Genomic DNA, 20,779 nt, shown 5'->3' with positions numbered 1-20,779 from the left:
CCGATAACCTCAGAGATTGAGATGGCTGGGAATGCGCAGATGTCGGCGTGCCACATCGACGAAGGCGGGATCCCGCTTGGCGGCCCAGACGGCAGCCACGTGGCCGATGAACCAGAAGACGAGACCCGCGATCCACAGCCGCAGTCCGAGTCCAAGGGCGGCCGCCAAGGTACCGTTGACGATCGCGACCGACCGCGGCGCGCCGCCCATCAGGATGGGCTCAGTGAGTGCGCGATGGACGGGGACGACAAAGCCTGCCACCTGATCATCCATCAGATCACCACGCCGCCGCCGAACGAGAAAAACGAGAGGAAGAAGCTCGAGGCGGCAAATGCGATCGACAGACCGAACACGATCTGGATCAGCCTGCGGAAGCCACCTGATGAATCCCCGAACGCGAGTGTGAGCCCGGTCACAACAATGATGATGACGGCGATGATCTTGGCGACCGGTCCTTCAACCGACTGCAATATTTGATTGAGTGGCTGCTCCCACGGCATGTTCGAGCCAGCCGCCCATGCTGGCGCTGCTACTAAAATAACGATGCCGAACACTGCCAACGATGCACCTCGAAGAAAGCGAAATTGCTGACGCATGTCAGTCTCCTGCTGATGAAAGGTCGTAGTCGCCTGCGGCGCCAAGCCCCGAAATAAGGGCGAGCTCGGCGAGGCGGCGGTCAGGGCCGCGGCCCGCAAGGACAGCGACGAGGTTGATGGTCTCGGCGATCAGGGCACGCGGAACCGTGATGACGGCTTCCTGGATGAGTTGCTCGAGTCGCCGCAGCGCACCGAGCGCGGTGCCAGCGTGAATGGTGCCGATGCCGCCGGGATGGCCTGTACCCCAAGCCTTGAGCAGATCGAGCGCCTCAGCACCGCGAACTTCGCCGACCGGAATGCGGTCAGGACGCAGTCGCAGCGAGGAGCGAACGAGGTCCGATAGCGTGGCCACACCATCTTTGGTACGCAAAGCCACCAGGTTAGGCGCTTTGCACTGGAGTTCGCGCGTGTCTTCGATCAGCACGACCCGATCGGAGGTCTTTGCCACCTCGGCCAGGAGCGCGTTCGTCAAGGTTGTCTTGCCGGTCGATGTGCCACCGGCGACGAGGATGTTCTTACGAGCAGCGACCGCGCCCTTCAGCGTCTTGGCCTGCTCCGACGTCATGATCCCCCTGGTGACGTAGTCGTCGAGCGTAAACACGGCGACCGCAGGTTTGCGGATAGCGAATGCAGGAGCAGCAACGACTGGGGGCAAGAGACCTTCGAAGCGCTCGCCAGTCCCGGGCAATTCGGCCGAGACCCGTGGCGAACCGGCATGCACCTCGGCACCGACGTGATGCGCTACCAGGCGAACAATGCGCTCGCCATCCGCTGCGGACAGAGTTTCGCCTGTGTCGATCAGACCATCCGACAGCCTGTCGATCCACAGTCTGCCATCTGGGTTAAGCATCACCTCGACGATCGCTTCGTCTTCGAGGTAGCCGGCAATGGCCGAGCCAAGCGCGCTACGCAGCATTCGCGCACCGCGCGAACTCGCTTCCGATTGAATGGAATGGATTGCCACTGTCGCCCCACCGAATGAGAGCGTCCACGGACGGCCCTCAGATGGGGATGACTAAAAAAGGCATCAACGGGCTTAGTGCAACAATGGCTTTCAGCCATCGTAGATTGGCGTAGAAAAAGAAAGACTGAGAACTGATCTCTGAGGCCTACTCAATCGAATCGCTGCGCGTTACTGCTCACCACTCGGCATCATCATCCGTGGGTATGAGGATCACCGAATTCTCATACGAGCTTACTGACTCGACAACATTGAAAACATTAGCCGACACAAGAAACGGAATTGGTCTTATCCGTGAAGCTAGGTATTGGCCCCAAGGCAGCGAGAACCAGACCAACGCCGCGATCTGCAGCGCTACGTTGACGCCGAACGCGACCTGAAAGGCCTGGAGCGGCCGATGGCCATCATTGGCAGACCATTGCTCCAGGATCAGGCCCGTCGCGTATTGCGACAGAAACGCCCAACCAAAGTGCAAGACGTTCAAGGCACCATTGGCACGACCAGCGAGTTCCGGAGGAAAGTAATCTGCTATCACGGCGAAGCTGACCACGGTTGCCGTTGCGACAATTGCGACAACAGACCAGGGCAAGATGGATGGTAGAGGCGCTCGCAGGATCAAGGCCAACTCGGCAGCGATAAACAGCACTGCAACCGTCGCCAGTATCGTCTCCGCGCCGATTCCTCTTCGTTTGACGTAGTGGACCGTCATACCGAACAAGCAGGCACCGCCGCTCAATACGACGGACATCATGAAAAGCTGTCGGACGAGACTTGCGCGATCAAGCCCCTCCACGTCGGTCAACCATGGCGATGCCCACAATCCCTGCAAGGACCAGGCCGATCCAATGCACGTCGCCGACAACGGGGCCATTCGCCAAAAGCGCCGATCGCCGAAAACGGAGCTAAGGGTCGCGGGGGTTGACGCTATCGATGAAACAATGCCTCGTTCGGGCACCACGACATAGATGAAAATGGCTGTCGCGCCGCTAGCGACCGCCAGGATCTCAAAGAGCGGCCGCCAGCCTATCCAAGCGAGCAGGTGTTCGACGGGAGCCGTAGCGGTCACCGCTCCTAGCGACCCCAGCATGATCATGTAGCCGTTAAGCAAGGCAACTCGTTCCCTGGGGAACCAAAGGATGATGGACTTCAGTCCCGCCGTTAGCGCTGCCGCCACACCAAGCCCGATCATTGCACGCGCGATCAAAAGGGACAGGAAGCCGCTCGAAACTGCGAACAGTCCGGCGCCCGCTGCTGCGAGCAGGAGCAGAACACTCTGGACGCGACGCGGACCAAAGCGGTCCAACAATATACCGACGGGGATCTGAGCCGCCGCGAAAACGAGGAAATAGACTGACGTAAGCAAGCCGAGATCGGCAGACCCAAGCCCGGTATCCGAGCTGAGGTGACTGGCGATCAAAGCGTTGATCGTTCGAAACAGGTACGAGAGATAGTAACCAGCAGCAAACGGGAGAAATACGCGCGCGGTGAGACGCCATGCCCCTGAAACTTGCATGTTGGCCCTTCTTGCTCCTCAACTCATTGGAGCCGATAGCGCGTCCAGCTTTTCTGTGGACTTGGCTAATTGCAGTGATCGTGCGCTGGCGTAGAAAAAGAAGAACCGGCGAAACGAGCTTTCTACATGGTTCAATCAGGTTTCGTCGGCCGGTTCCTGACGGCGGATATCTTCTGGAATGTCGCGGAGAAAGCTTTGCCCTTTTTGCAGCCGGCGCCCGAGCGCCTCGACAAATCCTTCAAAGCGCTCCCGACCCTTTGCCTGCGCGGCCGCCTGCGCGTCGTTGGGCAAAGGTGGCGTGATCGTGAGCCAGAAACGGATGAAGAGAGCCAAGGTCTCGGCCGTTAGACCGACATCACGCTCCAGCCTCTGCATCTGACGCGACAACCGGTCCAGCCGACGGGCAAATGCTGCCTCCCGCCTATCCGCGCCATCCGGTGACAGAAACGAAGCGACGGCCGCTTCCACGATGGCAGACCGGGAAAGCTTCTTGCGATCAGCGAGATCCGAGATCTGTTTCAGAAGCTCTGGCGGGAAGTAGACGTTCATCCGATCGCGCATATTGCCTCAGAGCTCCATACCGTCATTCGGGTCCAGCGCGACTTGACGGGCGAGACCGCGCATCTGTTGGCGTATGAGCCGGGACTGACGGACCGCATCCTCGTCATCGTCAAGAACGGCGGCAAATTCTTCTTCCGGTGTCGGTTCGGTCGTCTCCTTGGCGATCGCGACGTGATCGGGGAGTTCGGGCTCACGACGGAGCCCGCTGTTCGCCGTGTCTTCCTCGGCCTCCGCGGCTTTGTCAGTTGGATCTGCCGTCGGCTTCAACGGTCCGAGCGCTGACCATCCGTCCGTTCGCGACGATCGGCCGGCGCTCGCCGGATCGGGCGGCGCCAAAACCCGCTCGGTGAACCGCCGATCCTCGTAGTAGCGGACCTTCTTCGCCCGGATCGGCGGCGTGCCCGCCACCATGACGATCTCGTCCATCGGCGGAAGCTGCATGACTTCCCCCGGGGTCAAGAGCGGTCTTGCCGTCTCCTGGCGCGAGACCATCAGGTGGCCCAGCCAGGGGTTCAACCTATGACCGGCGTAGTTCTTCATCGCCCGCATCTCGGTCGCCGTGCCCAACGCATCGGACACCCGCTTGGCGGTCCGCTCATCGTTGGTCGCGAAGCTGACGCGGACGTGACAATTGTCGAGGATGGCGTTGTTGGGCCCGTAGGCCTTCTCGATCTGATTGAGAGACTGCGCGATCAAGAAACTCTTGATTCCATACCCCGCCATGAAGGCGAGCGCGGACTCGAAAAAATCAAGCCGCCCGAGTGCCGGGAACTCGTCAAGCATCATCAGGACCCGATGCCGACGGTCGCGGGCGTGCAGATCTTCGGTCAGGCGCCGGCCGATCTGGTTCAGCACCAGGCGGATCAATGGTTTGGTCCGCGAGATGTCAGAGGGCGGCACCACAAGGTAAAGCGTCGTCGGATGGCTATCTCCAATCAGATCGGCGATCCGCCAGTCGCAGCGGCAGGTCACCTGGGCCACAACAGGATCACGGTACAACCCGAGGAACGACATCGCGGTCGACAGGACGCCGGAGCGTTCGTTCTCCGATTTGTTGAGCAGTTCGCGAGCGGTCGAAGCGACCACGGGATGGGCGCCCTGCTCGCCAAGGTGCAGCGTGGTCATCATCGCCTTCAGCGTCGCCTCGATCGGTCGCTTCGGGTCGGACAGGAAAGCGGCGACGCCAGCCAAGGTCTTGTCCGCCTCGGCATAGAGGACATGGAGGATGGCGCCGACCAGGAGCGAATGACTGGTCTTCTCCCAGTGGTTCCGCTTATCGAGCGAGCCTTCGGGGTCGACCAGGACGTCGGCAACGTTCTGCACATCGCGAACCTCCCATTCTCCGCGCCGGACCTCGAGAAGCGGATTGTAAGCTGAGGATTTCGGGTTGGTCGGGTCGAACAACAGGACGCGGCCATGCCGTGAGCGAAAGCCCGCGGTCAGTTGCCAGTTCTCCCCCTTGATGTCGTGCACGATGGCCGAACCGGGCCAGGCCAGAAGCGACGGGACCACAAGACCGACGCCTTTGCCGGACCGGGTGGGCGCAAAACACAACACGTGCTCCGGTCCGTCATGGCGGAGGTAGTCGCGGTCGAGCTTGCCCAGCACCACGCCATCCGGACCGAGAAGTCCGGCTGTCCGAACCTCCTCCAAGCCGGCCCACCGCGCCGAGCCGTAGGTCTCCACATTCTTGGCCTCGTGCGCGCGCCACACCGACATGCCGATTGCCACCGCGATCGAAACGAAGGTCCCGGACGCCGCGATGAAGGCACCCTCGACAAAGACTTGTGGCGCGTAGGCATCGTAAACAAACCACCACCAGAAGAACACTGGCGGGTAGTAGACCTTAAAGCCCGACAATTCGAACCAGGGTCGACCGAGTTCGGGCTGATAGGCGAGCCGCCACGCCGTCCACTCGGTTGCTCCCCAGATGGCCAACAAGACGATCAGGCCGACAACGATCACCTGCCCCCAGAGTATTTTGGTTCCGGACATTCCGAGCGTCCTTCCGCAACTGAATTGGTGAGATAGCTAGAGGCCGAGGTCGCGCTTCCGACCAAAGCTCCATTCGATGCCACCGCCGTCCTTCACGACGCCGGTGACGTGTTGGCCGAACCTCTTTTCGAGTTCGCGCGACCAAGGCACGAGCTGGAAGCCAAGCCCGTTATCGATCATGGCGAAGCGTCCTGAGCTGAGCGTCAGCCGCTGGCGATACGTTCCCGCCACATGCTCCCCGGAGGCGGCATTCACGCGAGGCAAGCCGGTGCCGGCCGAGACCTTTGCGGCCACCTCGTCCAATTCACGTCGGCGTAACGTGCTCAGGAGGTCGCGCTGCAATATGATGCGTTGGCCCTGCCGCCGCGCCAGGCCTTCCTGGATCAGATGCTCGGTACGGGCTTCCATGGCGTCGCGTGTCTCGCGGCCGAAGCCGCCCATGGCGAGCGACATGGGGTTGCGTTCGACCAGCCTGTGGTCGAGCCAAGTTGCCCCTCTTGCCTTGACCTGACCACCAAGATCGAGATCGGAACGGGTCGCGAGCAGCACGGTGGGGCGCGGATCGCCGGGTGGACCGAAACTCCGGATTTCGACGATGCCGCCGACTGGCGGTGCATATTCGAACGCCTCGAGCCCTCGGAAGCGCACGTGGTGCGCGCGTCCATCTGTTCCGTCGATCAGGGCGTAGGTCTCGCCGGTCAGTTCGTCATACAATCCACGGTCGACCAGCCGTCCGATAATCTGGGCCGTCGGCCGTCCACCCTCGATGACGAAATCGGCAACGCCGCGGGCTTCTCCACGCTCGGTAAAGGCGCGGTGCATGGTTTTGATGATATCGCCTCGCATGCCGAGGTCGCGCAAGCTACGCTCGGCCTCGAGCCCTACCATCCATTCCCCCGGCGCGGCGGATGCGGCAAGGCCCATCTTCTCCAAATGTTGAAGGCGACCGATCATCAGGCGCCGGATCTCGGAATCGGACCTGCCGGCATTCTCTGGTCGAAGATCGATATAGCCGGTCTCATCTGCAGCCAGCCGGATCTCCCGATCGAGCCGCGTCCATCGTTCCGCCGTGACTTCCCTGTCCAGCGAATTGCGGATCTCGTGCTCTGGTTTTGGTCCCAGCTCGATGGCAACCAGTTCCTCGGCGCGTGAGCGCAGGCCTCGGCTGATGTAGTCGCGGGAGATCACGAGATCCGCCCCTTCGTCATCTACTCCCCGAACGAGAAGATGGACGTGAGGGTTGTCAGTGTTCCAATGGTCGACAGCCACCCAATCGAGCCGCGTGCCGAGATCGGCCTCCATCTGCCTGGCGAGATCGCGCGTGAAGGCCTTGAGATCGGTCATGTCGCCCGCATCCTCCGGTGAGACGATGAACCTGAAATGATGTCGGTCGCCCTTGCACCGTTCCGCGAAAGCCGCGCTATCGGCACGGTCGCTGCCGGCATCGAACATCTCGGCTCGCTCACCGCTCCGGGTCACGCCATCGCGCTTCAAATATGAGAGGTGGGCGGTCAGTGGCGCTGAGCGGAAGGCTCGCCCTTTGTGACGAACCACTCGGGCCTTCACCACGACGCGCCGCGTCGGGCTGAACAGTCTGGCGCGGCTAAAGGACAGCCGGCCACGGCCAAACGTGGAGCGCCCATAGGCCACCGAACGCCTGCCCGACCCTGCCTGACCCGAGGTGTGTCCTACTTTCTTCGCCGCCCGCAGCACTTGGTTGATGAAGCTCTTCGGCTTAGGCGAGCGCGTGCTGCGGATGCGCCCAGGCCGAATACGCAGGTCACTGTCGCCCACGGTCACGGCAGGACCTCCCAACGATCAAACGCCCACACGGTGCCGAAAACGCTTTTGATTGCATTCGTCAAAATGGAAAGCGCGGCACGCGCCCCGACCGACCGGCACGGTAGAACCGAAGCCATGTCAATGGCTTGCGGTTCGACCGGCGAGCCCCTTTTATCTCGCCTTCCTAATCGGGCGGGCAAAGTCAACGTAAGCGTCCGAATCCTGCACGACTTTCCGAGAGTGCGTTGTCGTTCCATGTCGGGTTCCTTGCTGCATTGGAGGATCTCCGGTGGGTACGGAATATTTCAAGAACGAAGCACGTCGTTCCTTTTGGTCGGTACACGTTGAAGCGTGGCGACGAAGCGGTCTCAGCAAGCGCAAATATTGTCGTCAGCACCGTCTCAGTGGCGGCACATTCGATCGCTGACTGCGGCATCTGGTTGACGCCGAGACGTTGAAAATGCGTGCGGAATTGCGCCGCGAGGAACGTCGGGAGCGGCTCCGCAAGAAGCGGGTTCCAGTGTCGAAGGACCTCCGCTGCAGAGCCGTGCAAGCGTTCTGGGCGATGCACGATGAAGCGATGAGGTGGTGCGGTCTGAGCATGCAAACCTACGCCCGAGCACATGGCATATCGCAGCACAGCCTGAGGCGATGGCGCGATTTGATCGACGCCAATGAGGTTGAAATCGACTGGCGGACACACCTTCATCCGAGTGCCCGCCCACTGTTAAGCACTAGTGCTAAGACTAGTGCTAAGGATGGCGCGGCTGAATCCCGCTTGACAGCGACGCCGAATGACGATCCTCCGACACCTGGGAAGCAGAACCGCCGCAGCTTCACCGACGAGGAAAAGCTCGCCATCGTGTTGGAGACCGAACGACCTGGGGAGACCGTATCGTCGGCTGCACGACGGCACGGTGTTGTCACTAGCATGTTGTCTCGCTGGCGAGCCGAGCTTGGATTCGGCAAGGGCAAGCGCGCCAAGCTGGTGCAGGTTGCGGTAGCAGGTGCAAGCTCCGACGTGCCATCGACGCCGGTTGTTCTGCACGATCTGTTGCAGCCGCCCGACGGCATGACGGTCATCGAATTGGACGATGGGCGTCGCGTCTTCGCACCGGTTGGCAGCGATCCGGATATAGTCCGTCGCCACGTCATTGAGCGAGAGACCGCCCGATGATGATCGTGCCAGCCGGCGTGAAAGTGCATCTGGCTTTGGGGTATACCGACATGCGCAAGGGCCTGGATGGCCTCGCCGCGCTCGTTCAGGAACACCTCAAGAAGGATCCGTTCTCGGGCCACCTGTTTGCCTTCCGAGGCAAGAAGGCAAGCACGCTGAAGATCCTGTTCTGGGACGGCAACGGGCTTTGCCTGTTCAGCAAGAGGCTCGATCAGGGTGGCTTCATCTGGCCGAGAATGAGCGATCCCGGCGGCACGGTGACGCTGTCCCCGGCGCAGCTTGCCATGCTGATCGAAGGTATCGATTGGCGCACACCCGAGCGTCGATGGCGTCCGGCCCTCGCGGGTTGAATCGCAAAAACCCGCATAGAATATAGCGAAGTTGCTTCGTCGAATCAGCGTGTCCGAGTAGAATCGGTCATGCAGCTCGACCTCGAAAATCTGCCGTCGGATACTGCGCTTCTGCATCGCCTGGTGCGCGACATTGCCTCGGTCATCGCGCATCGGAACAGCGAGATCCAGCGTCTCCAGGCGATCATCAAACAGCTTCAGCGCGCACAATTTGGGCGCCGTTCCGAGCGTCTCGACGCCGATCAGCTCGCGCTCGGCCTTGAAGATCTCGACATCGATTTGGCAACCGTGGAGGCGGATCAGGGCCTGGCGGCGACGTCCGCGCCGTCCGCCGATACACAGCCGAAGCGTAAATCGCTGCCCGAACATTTGCCCCGCGAAGAGGTCGTTTTGAGCGTCGATCGCGACCACTGCGCGTGCTGCGGCGGCGCGTTGCATGCGATCGGCGAAAGCGTCAGCGAGATGCTGGATTGGGTACCGGCGCAGCTGCGCATCGTGCGGATCACACGCCCGAAATATGCCTGCCGTACCTGCAACAAGGTCGTGCAAGCGACGGCGCCGGAGCGGCCGATCGCCGGCGGGCTTGCTACGCCAGCCCTGCTCGCCCAGGTGCTGGTCAGCAAATATTGCGATCACACCCCGCTCTACCGACAGTCTCAAGTCTTCGCGCGCCATGGCGTTGACTTGCCGCGCTCGACGCTGGCCGGCTGGGTCGGCGGCGCGTGCTGGTGGTTCGAGCTCCTGCACGATCGGTTGTGCAAAAACGTGTTCGAATCCGACCATCTGTTCGCCGATGATACGCCCATTCCGGTGCTGGATCCGGGCCGAGGCCGCACCAAAACCCGACGACTGTGGGTGTACGCCCGCGATCAACGGAGCTGGGCTGGGCCTGAGCCGCCGGCTGCGGTTTATGTGTTCGCGCCCGACCGGAAAGCGGAGCGCCCGGCAGCGCATCTGGCGCACTTCAAGGGCGTTCTGCACGTCGACGGTTACGCCGGATTCGAGCGACTGACCGGCGCCGGAAACATCACTCTCGCCGCATGTTGGGCGCACACCAGGCGCAAGTTCTACGAGGTTGCGCAAGCCGAGGACACGTCTATCGCGCACGAGGCTTTGCGCCGTATCGCCAGCCTCTATGCCGTCGAAGCGCAGCTGCGCGGTCAATCGCCGGCGCATCGGCTGGCGACGCGGCGCGCACTCGCCAAGCCGATCATTGACAGCCTTCGCCTTTGGCTCGAGGTGCAGCTCCCTCAACTGCCCTGCCGCGGCAATCTCGCCGAAGCGATCCGGTATGCGCTGTCGCGCTGGGATGGATTGACCCGCTTCCTCCATGACGGCCGCATCGAACTCGACACGAACCCCGTCGAGCGGGCGATCCGCCCTGTGGCGCCCGGCCGCAAGAACCATCTCTTTGCCGGTACCGACGGTGGCGGAGAACGATGGGCAATCCTCTGTTCGCTGATCGAAACGTGCAAGCTCAACGACGTCGAGCCTTACGCATACCTGCGCGACGTGCTGCAGCGCTTGGTCGACGGACATCCCGTCAACCGCCTCGACGAACTTCTGCCGCGGAACTGGAGCTCCGCGGGCCCCGCCACCGCCAACGCCTGAGCAAAGCCAGGCTCTCGCTAAACGACGAACGTGAGACCGCGGGTGATTGCAATTGTCGCCCCTTGTAACGATATTACATGACGTTCCGACATTGCAATGTGATTGGGTTATTGAGGTGACGCAGTCTTCCAGAAACGAGGCGGATGCAAAGCTGCTCTCCGAAGCCATTGCGGCGCTTCGTGAGTTGGTCTCACGCGCGCAAGACGCCACCGACGGGTCATTCGACGACGGCCATTCGGTTGATACCTGGAAGAGCGAGGAATTCCGTGCCGCGATAGAGCGTGCCGAAACAGTGATCGCGACGGCGGAAGCTGCCGCAGCTGAGCCCCGCACAGAGTAGGAGGCCGCGGCGGCGCAGCATTGCCACGCGAGGCCGTTACACACGTCAAGATCCGACGTCATGTGCAGCCCCCGGACGCATACAAGTCAACTCATTCCTACGCTTTTCTTCGACTCTTCGCACTTCAGCCATTACCGACTCCCTGCACCAACAACGCGCACTTCAGCGCAGCCGCGTACGCGACATGCATTCACCAGGCGGGGTCCATGCGTTCCTTCGCGTTCGGCACTTCGGCCGTCGCATGCTCTTCATCAGGTTCGTAAACAGGGCTGTCCAAGCAGTCCGGCGCTCTCGTCCCGAAGGGCGGCAGCAGGCAAGAGATAGCGGACATTCCCCGTTTCGCGGCCCCGCCAGGGGACGCTCACCGCGCGCGCGGATCTCTAATTTCGCTCCTCCTCAACATGCTGGGCGCAAACCCAGCGCTACCCCGTCGTCATCTGCCTCGCGGCTACCGTGCAGGTTTCAATCGCAGCCGTTGCGCACCTTGGCGCCGAGTCCGACGTGGAAGTCGGTCTCGCTGACCCACATCCGGTGCAGAATGCTGGCGAGCTTGCGCGCGACCGCGGTGATCGCGCACAGCATGCTTGACCGTTTGGCGATCCGCAGGCCCAGGCTCGCAGTGCTGACCATTTTCTGACTCGCAGCAGCAGGCTTGCGGCCGCCTCGCAAAGCGCTTCGCGCACGGCGACGTCACCCTGTTTGCTGATGCGCCCTTCGTAATCGATCGACGTGCCGGACTGGTGCCGCCTCGGCGCCAAGCCAAAATGCGCGCCCACCGTGCGTGATCGGGCAAAGCGATGGGGATCATCGACGCCGAACTTGAACGACAAGGCCGCAACGGGACCGACGCCTGGAACCGTCATCAGGCGCCGGCAGACAGCATCATGCTGGACTACCTGCAGCAGCACGCGATGCAGCCGATCGTAACCTTCAAGGATCCCGCGCCGCACGTCCAGCATAGCCTCAATGGTTGTTACGAAGATCGGATCGCTGCGCTCGATCAGCTCGCGCACGCGGGCTTCGTAGGCACCGCGCGCGACGGCTCCAACCAGCAACCCATACGCCCGCAGCGCACCACGAATGTGGTTTTCGAGGTCGATCAGTTTGCGCTTGAGCAGCTTCCGGCTGGTCAACAGCGTGCGCATCTTCTGCATGTCGATGGTCTTGACATGAACGGCGCGATACCAGCCCAACCGCATCATCTGCGCGATGCCACGCGCGTCGTTTCGATCAGTCTTATTACGCATTGTCGACAGCGAAACGCGCATGTGACGCGCTTCGACGACAATGATCGGGAGCCCCGCTGGCTGCAGTTCGCGATACAGCCAGATACCAAGCGATGACGCCTCGACTCCCACTCTCTCTAGGCGATCCGCGTAGCCCTCTACTGCGGAGCGGATCGCCGCTGGCTCGGTCATGACCTTGACCTCGCGAACGGTGAGACCCTCGCCATCGACGATGCAAAGACTGGTTTCTTCAAGACCGACGTCCAATCCAACGTACAGCTTCATCGGAGCTGTGTGGCAACGACCACCTAAGTCGTTGCACCGGGCTTCGGATTCGTGCCGTCGTAGTCCCCCGGCCGCCCCCGACTGTTTGCGAGCGCTTGCGATAGCGATCGTTACCCGAAGGGCCGAGGCACCCGAAGGGCGGCTCGGTGAGGAGCGAAGCGACGAGTAGAGCGCGGGCCGAAGGCATCGCCCATCCGCCATCAGCTTGCGAACTCGCACTGTTGGTCATTGCGATGCTCCCGAATCCAATCGAGGGACGAACACGCCAACAGGCCGGGGAACCATGGTCGAAACATCGGGCGCCGAGATTGCGGTCGTGACGCCGCTCGACGGCATGAGCGCCAGCAACCGTTCTCGCGGTTTCATGAGATCGGATCGAGTGACGAATAGCGTCGCAGCTGCTGACGACTGTCCGCTGGATGTCCACCTTGGCGGCAGTTCGATGGCAAGCAGATTTGCAAGCTTTGCGACGTATGCTCGCGTCTCGTCTGGCAGAGAGCCGCCCGCGAGATGCTCTTCATAGCGAGATGGTCCCGCGTTGTACGCGGCAAACGCGCCAGGCGAGCCATACCGATCGAGCAGTTCGCGCAAGTAAGCCGTGCCGGCCATAATGTTGTCGTGCGGGTCGTAGGGATCGTTCCCGAGATTATAGCGCTCGCGAAGTTCCGCCCAAGTCGCCGGCATGATTTGCATCAGGCCCATTGCTCCTTTTGCCGATCTAGCGTGCACGTCACCAGCACTCTCGATACTTTGGACTGAACGGATCCAGTTCGGCGGAATTGCAAAGCGTAGTGAGGCTTCATTGATGAAGCCGGCATATGAGTGAGCGGTCTGACTGATCGCCGAACGTCCCTCTGATGCGCTCTGGGCAAAAGCATCACTCTCGGACGCGGTCAGAAGAAGCAGCAAGGGCACGACAGCACAAGCGCGCGTGCCCAGCCGACCGAAGCATGCGGTCGGGCTCGCGCCAGCCTTGCAGGCATCGATCGAGGCGGAGTGCTCTCGCCATTGATCGAACAAGGGAATGGCGAGGAGAACACGTCGAATCCGCACGATCACTCCTCCCACGTCCATACCGGCGTCGCACGGCCGATCACGCTAGATGCCGGAAGAAATCCAAAATACCGACCATCAAGAGAGTCGTCCGACTGCCAGTTCATCAGAAACAGCTCGTCCTCGCCGACGACGCGGCAGCCCTGCCATTTCGGCAATGGCCGCCCGCGTCCGTCGCGATCCTTCGCCTCGCCCACCGCGACCTCGTCGACCGAAATCGAGGGGCCGGTTCTGCAGACACTCTGCCCCGGAAGGGCGAGCACGCGCTTCAGCATGGGAACGCCAATGGGCAAATAGCCGTTAAGGTCGAGGAAGGTCGCGAGCGGCTCCGGCGGCTGCACGGCGACCAATTCAGTGATTTGGAATTGGTCCGCCGGGCGGAGGCGGTAGAGACCGATCGGCACGCTCGCGGATGCGTTCCAAATGTAAAGTGGAAGCGGCTCCAGGACGATTGTCGCGACGAGCGCAGCAGCAGTCCCAAACGTCGCAACGAGTATCTTCAGGCGGCCTGTCATCGCATCACCCTTTGACGATGGAGCCAGGCCTGGTGGCGCGCCTTCGTGTAAGGACGCGGGTTTTCGTTGACGGACAGACGGTTATGAACGTGATGCCAATGATCCGGCGCGACATCAGCCGGATCGATGCCGAGTGCCTCAACGGCATCGGTCATTTGCAGCACTCGCTCGACCTTCGGCCAACCGGACAGACGCAGCAAAATCTCTCCGCCGGGCGTCACATAGGGAACGGTCGAGCAGCGCTGTCCTGGCGCCACCGCGCGCAGGATGTCGATCCGCGAAATGATTGTCCCAAAGTCGTTGGAGGTCCATCTGACGAAGGCAAAGATGCTGCCGGGCGCAAATGACAGGACACGCCGGTGGCGATCAAGGTTCCTTTCCTTGACGATACGACCGAACCGAATCCGGTTTTCGATGCGCTTCTCGAGCCACAACACTTCCACTTCGGTGAGATCGCTCATGCGGCGGCTCCCCTACGCTCGAACTGGGACCCGTGAGCTTTGGGCTCGGCGACGTGCGTGTACTGCTTGTGAAGGCCAGCAGGTCGGACGGGCCGGCTTTGCCGGCCACCTCCCATGCGCTTTACGGCCCGGTCCGTTAGAAGAAATCCGAAGGATTTCTTGTTAGCCGGGGTACTCACCGGTGCCCCCTCGCCGGCCGTGCCGCTGCGAAAATGCCTCGCAGCGATTCGCGAACGGAGCGCGCGGTGCGGTCCGGCGGTCGGCGGTGGAGGCGAACGATGGACTTCTATGCAGGGCTCGACGTGTCGCTGGAGGCGACGAACATTTGCGTGGTGGATGGTGATGGCAAGGTCATGCGGGAAGCGAAACTCGAGACCGATCCGGACGCGATCGAGCTGTTTCTGGCCGAGTGGGGCATCCACCTCAAGCGCGTCGGGCTGGAGGCGTTCTCGTACTCGGCCTGGCTGTTCACGGCGCTCGCCGAAAAGAGTCTTCCCGTGATCTGCATCGAGACCCGGCATGCCAAGGCGGCGCTCAACGCCATGCTGAACAAGACCGACCGCAACGACGCCAAAGGCATCGCGCAGATGATGCGGACCGGCTGGTTCCGCGCGGTCCATGTCAAGTCGGAAGCCGCGCAAACGCTGCGGGCGCTGCTGGCCGGGCGCAAGGCGCTGCTCGGCAAGGTGCTGGACGTGGAGAACATGATCCGCGGCCTGCTCAAGCCATTTGGCCTGAAGGTCGGCGAGATCTCGGTCGGCCGTTTTGACGCGCGAGTGCGTGAGATCATGGCCGGGAAGAAGGAATTGGAGGTCATCGTTACGCCGCTCTTGGACGCCCGCGGCGCAATGCGGCTGCAGCTGGCAAAGCTGCAGCGCCTGGCATTTGCGGCGGCGCGCAGCGACCGCGCGGTGCGACGGATGATGACCGTGCCCGGAATCGGCGCGCTCGTGGCGCTGACCTTCCGCGCCACTGTCGATGATCAAACGCGATTCAGGAAGTCGACCAATGTCGGCGCCCATTTTGGCCTGACGCCACGGCGCTACCAGTCCGGGCAGACCGATCGCATCGGCAGCATCTCCAAATGCGGCGACGAGATGACGCGGGCGATGCTGTACGAGGCAGCGATCGCGATCCTGACGCGGATTCCGAAGAACTTTAAGTTGCGGCTGTGGGGCCTGCGGCTGGCCAGGAAGAAGGGTCTGAAGCGCGCGGCAACCGCGGTGGCGCGCGCGCTCGCCGTGCTGCTGCACAAGATCTGGATCGATGGCAACACCTTCCGGTTTGGCGCCGGCGGCAAGCGCGGCCGGGTCGCTGCGGCGATGTAAGGGCCTCCGCGACCCGGCCGCTTCCACGCGCGCCTTTTCCTTTCGCCACGGCGGAGCGGCGTCTCCCGGGGAGACGGGGATTTGGGTGAGATCGCAACTTTTCTTGCCGGCGGCTTCATGACGACGTTTGAAGCCATCAAGCACGGCGCTGGTTAGCCTGACCGCCCTTTCCTCAGATTCCGGCTTGTGGTGGCCGTCGTGCGAACCACGGATGTTAGCGAGTTCTCCTCGACGAGCGAGCGGCCGCAAAAGGACGTGACGCGCAGCAGGCGATGATGGTGATGCTAATGATCGCGCAGATTTGCGCGCGATGGCGTTGGCGCGCGTGCGTTGGCGACAAGAATCGCGTTGCAGCGAAGCTGCGCGCGTGAGAGAGTGGATGCATGAGGCATCCTCGTTGCACGCGCGGCCGACTTGTTCACAACGTACTGATTTACAACAAGAAGTTAGTGTCAGTATGTTAGTAACGTTAGAGCGGCTGGAAAGGGCCGAGAAACAAGCGCTTAGGCTCGATTTCGGTCCCTGATAGCACGAGGATCGGGTCCCCGATAGCACGAGAGCTGCGGTCCCCCATAGCACGAGCTGATTCACAGGTTGTCCTCCGAATTTGGAATGAGACCGCGCCGGCGCGGGCGTGCCGTGAAGGGATCTACAGGCGTTGGCGCGAAGTTCAGTCGCTCGGTGCCATCAGGATCCCGTGTGAGCACGAGCTGATAGCCGGGCAATGTCTGGCGCTGAACGATCTGACGGACATCGTGAGCAAAGTGCTTGAGCGGCGAGAGGATGCCGGACTTGGCATGGAGATGCACAAGGTCAAAGCTCCAGCCGCCATCCTGGTGGCCGCCGTGCTTGCGCACGAGGCGGTAAAGCCACCGCTCAAGTCCGCCCGTCAGATCGAAATAGGCGCGGTCGATCGTCAGCACGAGCGCGTCGTCGATGACGCCGGCATAGAACCAATCCGGCAGGATCAGCTCGAGCCCGAATGGGCGGCCATTTGCATCCGCCGTCTCCTTCCACTCATTGATCCAGGAGAAGCGATGCCGTCGTCGTTCCGTCGGCTGGCGGATCGACGTCAGCACCGTCGTTGACTGAAGTCTGTCGAGGCCCGCCTTCAGACGGTCATAGTCGCGTGCGCTGGTGCCGCGCCCGACGAACGTCAGAATTTCGTATGGCGTTGCAGCCATCAGACGCGACGTCTTCAGGCCCGCATCCCGAGCTTCGACGATCTGAGACGCGGCCCAGATCAGAACGTCTGCATCCCAAATGGTCGCCATGCCGTGTTCCGGAACAGCTTCGACACGAATTGCGATCGCACCTGCGCGGAAATCGATCGGCACAATCCGCTTCGTTTTTGCGAGCGAGAAGAACGGATAGGCCATCAGATCCTGCGCATCTCGCGGCGCGAGATCGCCGGGCAGCGCCCGAAAGAGCTCAAGCTGGCCGCGCTCGGAATGGTGTTTGCGCCGCATAGTCACTGCTCTCACGCGGCTATCAGCGACGTTCCTGACCTGCATAGGGACGCAGGGCCGGATGCTTCCTGGCGGGCAGCACGGTCCCCTTGCCGGGATCGGATGTCGAGGTCTTGGCGCCGCGGTCGGCCCACGCTTTCAGGTCATCGACGGCGTAGACAACACGTCCGCCAATCTTTCGATATGTTGGTCCGGTGCCGTACGTGCGGTGCTTCTCCAGCGTGCGACCGGAGAGGCCAAGGTAACGCGCTGCCTCCGGGGTACGCAGGAAGCGCGGGGGTAGACCGGCCATCGGATCGGGCATTTGGGGACTCCAGGATGACAGCGCACCACGGATGGCGGCGCCAGCGTGTGTGCGGTCATCATGGAGGAGCAGGTTCTCGGAGGGGGATGCCGAATATGGAGGGAGCGGTTTTCGGCACCCTTGGGAACGATGCTACACACCCCTCCGCCCGGGCCGCAGAATTTTGCGGTAACCACCGCGCATCAACGCGAGGCCGGCTTGCACCAGGCGGATCCTTCGATTACGCAGATCGTGGGTCTTCCAGGCGCGATCTGGGACGCGTTTCCTGCCGAACGGTACTTCGGCGATGACGCGATAGCTTGCGCGCGCCGTGCGCGCCGAGCGCACGGATCGCAGCCCTCAAGCGGTCGCGCCGCTGTTTCGACAGTTGATGAAATCCAGGACCTGGCGCGCGTCCATTCATCGCGCGCCACAGCCGGCGCGCTGCATGCGCCCGCGCGTCGAAATCGCTGTCAAATGGCAGCTCGGGCGCATATGACGCGCCGAGCACCGGCCGAGCGCGCGGGTTTAAGCGCCCGTTACGTCGGCCATCGAACGCGGTGATGTATCCGCGAGCGTCACCGTGCTCGGGCAAATTGCCGAAGCATTGGGGGTGGAACCGGGGGACCTACTCAAAAATGCTGCGCGGCTTAGCAAATCGTAAGCCGCCTTAGGCCAGCCGCGAAGCACCCCGCCCGGCGGACCGGACGGGGCTTGGTGGGGCGCTCTTACTCGCCGTTCTTGCGCGGCCGCGACCACAGGAGGGTGTAGCCTTCACCGCCCTCGTCATCGAACAGGTTCGCGTAGATTGGAGCGTTGAAGGAAGGATCGTCGAGTTTGAGCGAGAGGTAGTCGCGGCCCTCCTCGGAGCGCTTCGACCAGGCCGCGCCGATCTCGGCCCGGCCCACGTAGATGCGGTGGCTGGGGGCGTTATCGTTGGAGCGGTTCGTCTCGGCGACGATACGGACGCCCTTAGCTTGCAGGCTCAGGGTGACGATCTCGCCCTGAAAATCATTGCCGACCTTCTTGAAAGAACCGATGTTAGCCATGTCACTTCTCCTGTTGTGTTTCGAGCCCGCGACCACCGCGGCCTCGATGGCGATCTGCAGGCCGAAGACGATCGGCGACGCACCCGCTCGCGGGCCGGAGCGCAGCGGAGGACGCCGTTGTGGCGACTTTCTTGCCTCGCGAGGAATGGGCGAAGCCCAGGGGAAGAAAGTCGCATCAACGGCGTTGCGGCTCAGACGATCGAGGCGAAGCCGGTCTTTGGCCAGATCAAGCCATCAATGAGGCCACGTGCGTCGCGTGCTGAACCGCAATCTTAAGGAGAAGACATGGCTTATCTCGGTTTTGCTGAACAAGAGGTCGGAACGATTCAGCGCAGAAAGAGAAACAATCTGCTGCAAAGGGCGGTATCGTCTCCCAAGAACGGATCGAGGCAACACCGCTCCGCCGCGGCTGCGTGGGCCAGACCGAAATGCCGGCGGCTTGATCGAGGAGCTCCGAGGAGGACTGCCTCTCCCGCCCTCAGGTCTCGATCATCCCCGTTCATCGCGCCGATCTACGCGAACCTGTTCGACGATGAAGGCGGTAAACGGTCATCCCTCGGGCCTTCCGGCCGTAAGAACTGGTTAGGACGGGCTCTCCACCACCCTACCCGGTTCGAACGGGCGGGTCTCGGCCAGAACGATCAAGCGCGTCCATGACGTGACGCCAATGCAAACCGCGCCCAGGCAAGCGAAGACCTCACGCCAAGCCAACGAAGGCACCCCGATCTGGGACACGGCGAACACCACATGATAGCCGGCAACGGCGGCGGGAATCGCAAATGCTGTCGCGATCGCGATGCGCAAAGCCAAGGATCGGGCAATTGCGACCGCGACTTGGCCGAGGACGAGCGTCAGCGCACCGCCGGCCGTCGCGATAAGCAGCGCACCAATGAGGCTGGCGCCGCTCTGAAACGCCGTCATCCCGATACTCAGGGCGACGAAAAACGGTAAGGCATACACAGCGAGCGCAAAGATGGCCCAACAGGACAAGCCGATGCCGAGTGTGTTGAGAACGAGCCCAAGGGCGAGCATGGTGGTGGCTCCATGTGGATAGATCTAGCAGTCGCGCCTTCCACCACCACCACGGCACAATCGGGACATAGGATCGAAACGCGGCGGAGTTGCGGCGCATGCAACTCCGCTCGGTTGCTTGGAGGCGAGAAGACGGCGCTCACGCGCAGCCGAACCTCCAGACGGGAATGCCGAGGCGCTTCGCTTTGTCCGCCAGGTTGTCCTGGATTCCCGTGCCCGGGAAGTGCATGACGCCGATCGGCAGGAGTTCGAGCATGGCGTCGTTGCGTTTGAATGGGGCTGCCTTGGCGTGCTTTGTCCAATCGGGCTTGAAGGCGATCTGAGGCACTTTGCGATTGGTCGCCCATTTGGAGGCGATAAGCTCCGCACCTTTGGGCGAGCCGCCATGGAGTAGGACCATGTCGGGATGCTTGGCGTGGGCCTTGTCGAGGCGGTCCCAGATGAGGTGATGGTCATTGAAGTCGAGCCCGCCGGTAAGTGCGATCTTCGGTCCTGGCGGCAACAAGACCTCGGTTTCAGCGCGACGCTTGGCTGCGATGAAGTCGCGGGAGTCGATCATTGCTGCGGTCAGTGTGCGGTGGTTCACGAGCGATCCTGATCGAGGGCGCCAGGACGATCCGGTGTGAGTCTCAAAGCGCTCGATGGCCTGGTCGCGGAAGAGCTCCAGGCAGTTGCGGCGCTCGATCAAAGTGATGCCTTCGGCCGTCAAGCGCTCGAGTTCGACCGATCGTACCTCGGAGCCATTCTGCTCACGCTGGCTCTTTTGCTGCGCCTGTTCGTTGTCGTCGAGATGGCGTTCGATGCGGTCGACGGCGCGATGGAACAGGTTGACGGTCGACCACAGCAGATCGCCCAGGTCCGGCTCGAGCCGCGTGTCGCTCAGTGTCGCAACCAGGGCGTCGAAGATGTCGGCGACGGCGCCAGCGATCATCTTGCCCTCGGGAAGCGGCCGTGGGTCAGGCTGGTCGTCGAAGGGACAGTAGCCGAAGAGCTGTAGTTCGGTGAGGACGTGGTCAGTTGGAGAAGAGGCGTGCGGCGGTTCAAGGTCGTCGTGATCGGTCATTGGAGGGACCCTTTGCCGGATCGGCCGCGCCCATCGCGGCCTTCGTGGCGATCACTCAGACGGCGGGCGGAGCGGGCCAGAACCCGCAAGGGCCGAAGCGGCAGCGGAGGATGGCGGAGGCCTGCTATT

At 62.2% G+C, this 20,779-nt stretch carries 21 protein-coding genes and 3 pseudogenes; 6 read left to right on the top strand and 18 right to left on the bottom strand.

The features are described from left to right. Window positions 1-9 precede the first annotated feature (9 nt). From XH85_RS09900 to XH85_RS48220, 8 genes are all read right to left on the bottom strand, one after another. The gene (locus tag XH85_RS09900; RefSeq protein WP_128931744.1) at window positions 10-273 is read right to left on the bottom strand and encodes a VirB3 family type IV secretion system protein; all 264 of its coding nucleotides are present in this window, start codon (window positions 271-273) and stop codon (window positions 10-12) included. Then, window positions 273-596, bottom strand: a complete 324-nt coding sequence (locus XH85_RS09895; protein WP_128931743.1) for a TrbC/VirB2 family type IV secretion system protein — start codon at window positions 594-596, stop codon at window positions 273-275. Before XH85_RS09895 ends, XH85_RS09900 begins: the two co-directional genes overlap by 1 nt. A 1-nt stretch (window position 597) precedes the next feature. Continuing rightward, the gene (gene trbB / locus XH85_RS09890) at window positions 598-1,512 is read right to left on the bottom strand and encodes a P-type conjugative transfer ATPase TrbB (RefSeq protein ID WP_206732794.1); all 915 of its coding nucleotides are present in this window, start codon (window positions 1,510-1,512) and stop codon (window positions 598-600) included. A gap of 223 nt (window positions 1,513-1,735) precedes the next feature. Continuing rightward, the gene (locus XH85_RS09885; RefSeq protein ID WP_128931741.1) at window positions 1,736-3,070 is read right to left on the bottom strand and encodes an MFS transporter; all 1,335 of its coding nucleotides are present in this window, start codon (window positions 3,068-3,070) and stop codon (window positions 1,736-1,738) included. Between the two features lie 135 nt (window positions 3,071-3,205). Next, complete coding sequence (locus XH85_RS09880) at window positions 3,206-3,631, bottom strand: CopG family transcriptional regulator (protein WP_128931740.1); 426 nt, start codon at window positions 3,629-3,631, stop codon at window positions 3,206-3,208. 6 nt (window positions 3,632-3,637) lie between these two features. Then, the gene (locus tag XH85_RS09875; RefSeq protein ID WP_128931739.1) at window positions 3,638-5,626 is read right to left on the bottom strand and encodes a conjugal transfer protein TraG; all 1,989 of its coding nucleotides are present in this window, start codon (window positions 5,624-5,626) and stop codon (window positions 3,638-3,640) included. A gap of 36 nt (window positions 5,627-5,662) precedes the next feature. Further along, a complete protein-coding gene (locus tag XH85_RS09870; RefSeq protein ID WP_128931738.1) occupies window positions 5,663-7,426 on the bottom strand; it encodes a relaxase/mobilization nuclease domain-containing protein in 1,764 nt (587 codons plus the stop codon). A gap of 184 nt (window positions 7,427-7,610) precedes the next feature. Next, window positions 7,611-8,117 (bottom strand): hypothetical protein, encoded by a 507-nt coding sequence (locus tag XH85_RS48220; protein ID WP_245473936.1) that lies wholly within the window; start codon window positions 8,115-8,117, stop codon window positions 7,611-7,613. A gap of 69 nt (window positions 8,118-8,186) precedes the next feature. On the opposite strand from XH85_RS48220, the gene XH85_RS47245 reads away from it, so the two are divergent. The 4 genes from XH85_RS47245 (at window position 8,187) to XH85_RS09850 (ending at window position 10,886) form a co-directional block, all read left to right on the top strand. Next, window positions 8,187-8,585, top strand: coding sequence for a transposase (locus tag XH85_RS47245; protein ID WP_276339352.1), 399 nt, complete (start codon window positions 8,187-8,189; stop codon window positions 8,583-8,585). After that, entirely contained in the window at window positions 8,582-8,935 is a 354-nt protein-coding gene (gene tnpB / locus XH85_RS09860) for an IS66 family insertion sequence element accessory protein TnpB (RefSeq protein WP_128931737.1), read from the top strand. Before XH85_RS47245 ends, tnpB begins: the two co-directional genes overlap by 4 nt. A gap of 69 nt (window positions 8,936-9,004) precedes the next feature. Continuing rightward, a complete protein-coding gene (tnpC, locus tag XH85_RS09855; RefSeq protein ID WP_128931736.1) occupies window positions 9,005-10,546 on the top strand; it encodes an IS66 family transposase in 1,542 nt (513 codons plus the stop codon). Window positions 10,547-10,598: 52 nt separating this feature from the next. Then, on the top strand, window positions 10,599-10,886 hold the full coding sequence (locus XH85_RS09850) for a hypothetical protein (protein ID WP_245473934.1): 288 nt from the start codon (window positions 10,599-10,601) through the stop codon (window positions 10,884-10,886). A gap of 462 nt (window positions 10,887-11,348) precedes the next feature. Here XH85_RS09850 and XH85_RS09845 read toward each other — a convergent pair. The 4 genes and pseudogenes from XH85_RS09845 to XH85_RS09830 all read right to left on the bottom strand — a co-directional run bounded on the left by XH85_RS09845 (window position 11,349) and on the right by XH85_RS09830 (window position 14,426). Further along, window positions 11,349-12,397, bottom strand: a pseudogene (locus XH85_RS09845) (IS110 family RNA-guided transposase). A 225-nt stretch (window positions 12,398-12,622) separates the two neighbouring features. After that, the gene (locus XH85_RS09840; protein WP_128937180.1) at window positions 12,623-13,450 is read right to left on the bottom strand and encodes a lytic transglycosylase domain-containing protein; all 828 of its coding nucleotides are present in this window, start codon (window positions 13,448-13,450) and stop codon (window positions 12,623-12,625) included. Between the two features lie 2 nt (window positions 13,451-13,452). Next, a complete protein-coding gene (locus tag XH85_RS09835; protein ID WP_128931735.1) occupies window positions 13,453-13,965 on the bottom strand; it encodes a S26 family signal peptidase in 513 nt (170 codons plus the stop codon). Beyond that, on the bottom strand, window positions 13,962-14,426 hold the full coding sequence (locus tag XH85_RS09830) for a DUF2840 domain-containing protein (protein ID WP_128931734.1): 465 nt from the start codon (window positions 14,424-14,426) through the stop codon (window positions 13,962-13,964). Before XH85_RS09830 ends, XH85_RS09835 begins: the two co-directional genes overlap by 4 nt. Before the next feature lie 278 nt (window positions 14,427-14,704). Here XH85_RS09830 and XH85_RS09825 point away from each other — a divergent pair, with 278 nt between their 5' ends. Continuing rightward, window positions 14,705-15,754 carry an IS110 family RNA-guided transposase gene (locus XH85_RS09825; protein WP_128931733.1) on the top strand — a complete coding sequence of 350 codons (1,050 nt, stop codon included), beginning with the start codon at window positions 14,705-14,707 and terminating at the stop codon, window positions 15,752-15,754. 587 nt (window positions 15,755-16,341) lie between these two features. Here the strand turns inward: XH85_RS09825 and XH85_RS09820 are convergent. The 3 genes and pseudogenes from XH85_RS09820 to XH85_RS46215 form a co-directional block, all read right to left on the bottom strand. After that, a complete protein-coding gene (locus XH85_RS09820) occupies window positions 16,342-17,223 on the bottom strand; it encodes a replication initiator protein A (protein ID WP_128931732.1) in 882 nt (293 codons plus the stop codon). A gap of 22 nt (window positions 17,224-17,245) precedes the next feature. Continuing rightward, entirely contained in the window at window positions 17,246-17,527 is a 282-nt protein-coding gene (locus tag XH85_RS09815) for a helix-turn-helix transcriptional regulator (protein WP_128931731.1), read from the bottom strand. A gap of 132 nt (window positions 17,528-17,659) precedes the next feature. After that, a pseudogene (locus tag XH85_RS46215) lies at window positions 17,660-18,017 on the bottom strand (DUF2285 domain-containing protein). Here XH85_RS46215 and XH85_RS46210 point away from each other — a divergent pair. Next, window positions 17,984-18,170 (top strand): annotated as a pseudogene (locus XH85_RS46210) (helix-turn-helix domain-containing protein). The pseudogenes XH85_RS46215 and XH85_RS46210 sit on opposite strands and share 34 nt — an antisense overlap. Window positions 18,171-18,234: 64 nt before the next feature. Here XH85_RS46210 and XH85_RS09805 read toward each other — a convergent pair. From XH85_RS09805 to XH85_RS09790, 3 genes are all read right to left on the bottom strand, one after another. Beyond that, window positions 18,235-18,555 carry a DUF736 domain-containing protein gene (locus XH85_RS09805; protein WP_018454792.1) on the bottom strand — a complete coding sequence of 107 codons (321 nt, stop codon included), beginning with the start codon at window positions 18,553-18,555 and terminating at the stop codon, window positions 18,235-18,237. 582 nt (window positions 18,556-19,137) lie between these two features. Then, entirely contained in the window at window positions 19,138-19,587 is a 450-nt protein-coding gene (locus XH85_RS09795; protein WP_128931730.1) for a hypothetical protein, read from the bottom strand. Between the two features lie 139 nt (window positions 19,588-19,726). Then, window positions 19,727-20,650, bottom strand: coding sequence for a DUF2493 domain-containing protein (locus tag XH85_RS09790; protein WP_128931729.1), 924 nt, complete (start codon window positions 20,648-20,650; stop codon window positions 19,727-19,729). Between the last annotated feature and the right edge of the window lie 129 nt (window positions 20,651-20,779).

It is taken from the genome of Bradyrhizobium zhanjiangense, from assembly GCF_004114935.1.
Lineage (GTDB): Bacteria > Pseudomonadota > Alphaproteobacteria > Rhizobiales > Xanthobacteraceae > Bradyrhizobium > Bradyrhizobium zhanjiangense.
Note: the sequence above shows the minus strand (reverse complement) of the source record. Positions and strands in the feature narration are given on the sequence as shown.

What these genes read in the sequence shown, in the direction of transcription:
- XH85_RS09795 (WP_128931730.1), bottom strand. Translation starts at nt 19,587, where the DNA reads ATGCTCGCCCTTGGGCTCGTTCTCAACACACTCGGCATCGGCTTGTCC.
- XH85_RS09830 (WP_128931734.1), bottom strand. Translation starts at nt 14,426, where the DNA reads ATGAGCGATCTCACCGAAGTGGAAGTGTTGTGGCTCGAGAAGCGCATC.
- XH85_RS09790 (WP_128931729.1), bottom strand. Translation starts at nt 20,650, where the DNA reads ATGACCGATCACGACGACCTTGAACCGCCGCACGCCTCTTCTCCAACT.
- XH85_RS09825 (WP_128931733.1), top strand. Translation starts at nt 14,705, where the DNA reads ATGGACTTCTATGCAGGGCTCGACGTGTCGCTGGAGGCGACGAACATT.
- trbB (WP_206732794.1), bottom strand. Translation starts at nt 1,512, where the DNA reads ATGCTGCGTAGCGCGCTTGGCTCGGCCATTGCCGGCTACCTCGAAGAC.
- XH85_RS09875 (WP_128931739.1), bottom strand. Translation starts at nt 5,626, where the DNA reads ATGTCCGGAACCAAAATACTCTGGGGGCAGGTGATCGTTGTCGGCCTG.
- tnpC (WP_128931736.1), top strand. Translation starts at nt 9,005, where the DNA reads ATGCAGCTCGACCTCGAAAATCTGCCGTCGGATACTGCGCTTCTGCAT.
- XH85_RS09805 (WP_018454792.1), bottom strand. Translation starts at nt 18,555, where the DNA reads ATGGCTAACATCGGTTCTTTCAAGAAGGTCGGCAATGATTTTCAGGGC.
- XH85_RS09895 (WP_128931743.1), bottom strand. Translation starts at nt 596, where the DNA reads ATGCGTCAGCAATTTCGCTTTCTTCGAGGTGCATCGTTGGCAGTGTTC.
- XH85_RS09835 (WP_128931735.1), bottom strand. Translation starts at nt 13,965, where the DNA reads ATGACAGGCCGCCTGAAGATACTCGTTGCGACGTTTGGGACTGCTGCT.
- XH85_RS09815 (WP_128931731.1), bottom strand. Translation starts at nt 17,527, where the DNA reads ATGCCCGATCCGATGGCCGGTCTACCCCCGCGCTTCCTGCGTACCCCG.
- XH85_RS48220 (WP_245473936.1), bottom strand. Translation starts at nt 8,117, where the DNA reads ATGAAGGTGTGTCCGCCAGTCGATTTCAACCTCATTGGCGTCGATCAA.
- XH85_RS09900 (WP_128931744.1), bottom strand. Translation starts at nt 273, where the DNA reads ATGGATGATCAGGTGGCAGGCTTTGTCGTCCCCGTCCATCGCGCACTC.
- XH85_RS09880 (WP_128931740.1), bottom strand. Translation starts at nt 3,631, where the DNA reads ATGCGCGATCGGATGAACGTCTACTTCCCGCCAGAGCTTCTGAAACAG.
- tnpB (WP_128931737.1), top strand. Translation starts at nt 8,582, where the DNA reads ATGATGATCGTGCCAGCCGGCGTGAAAGTGCATCTGGCTTTGGGGTAT.
- XH85_RS09885 (WP_128931741.1), bottom strand. Translation starts at nt 3,070, where the DNA reads ATGCAAGTTTCAGGGGCATGGCGTCTCACCGCGCGCGTATTTCTCCCG.
- XH85_RS09820 (WP_128931732.1), bottom strand. Translation starts at nt 17,223, where the DNA reads ATGCGGCGCAAACACCATTCCGAGCGCGGCCAGCTTGAGCTCTTTCGG.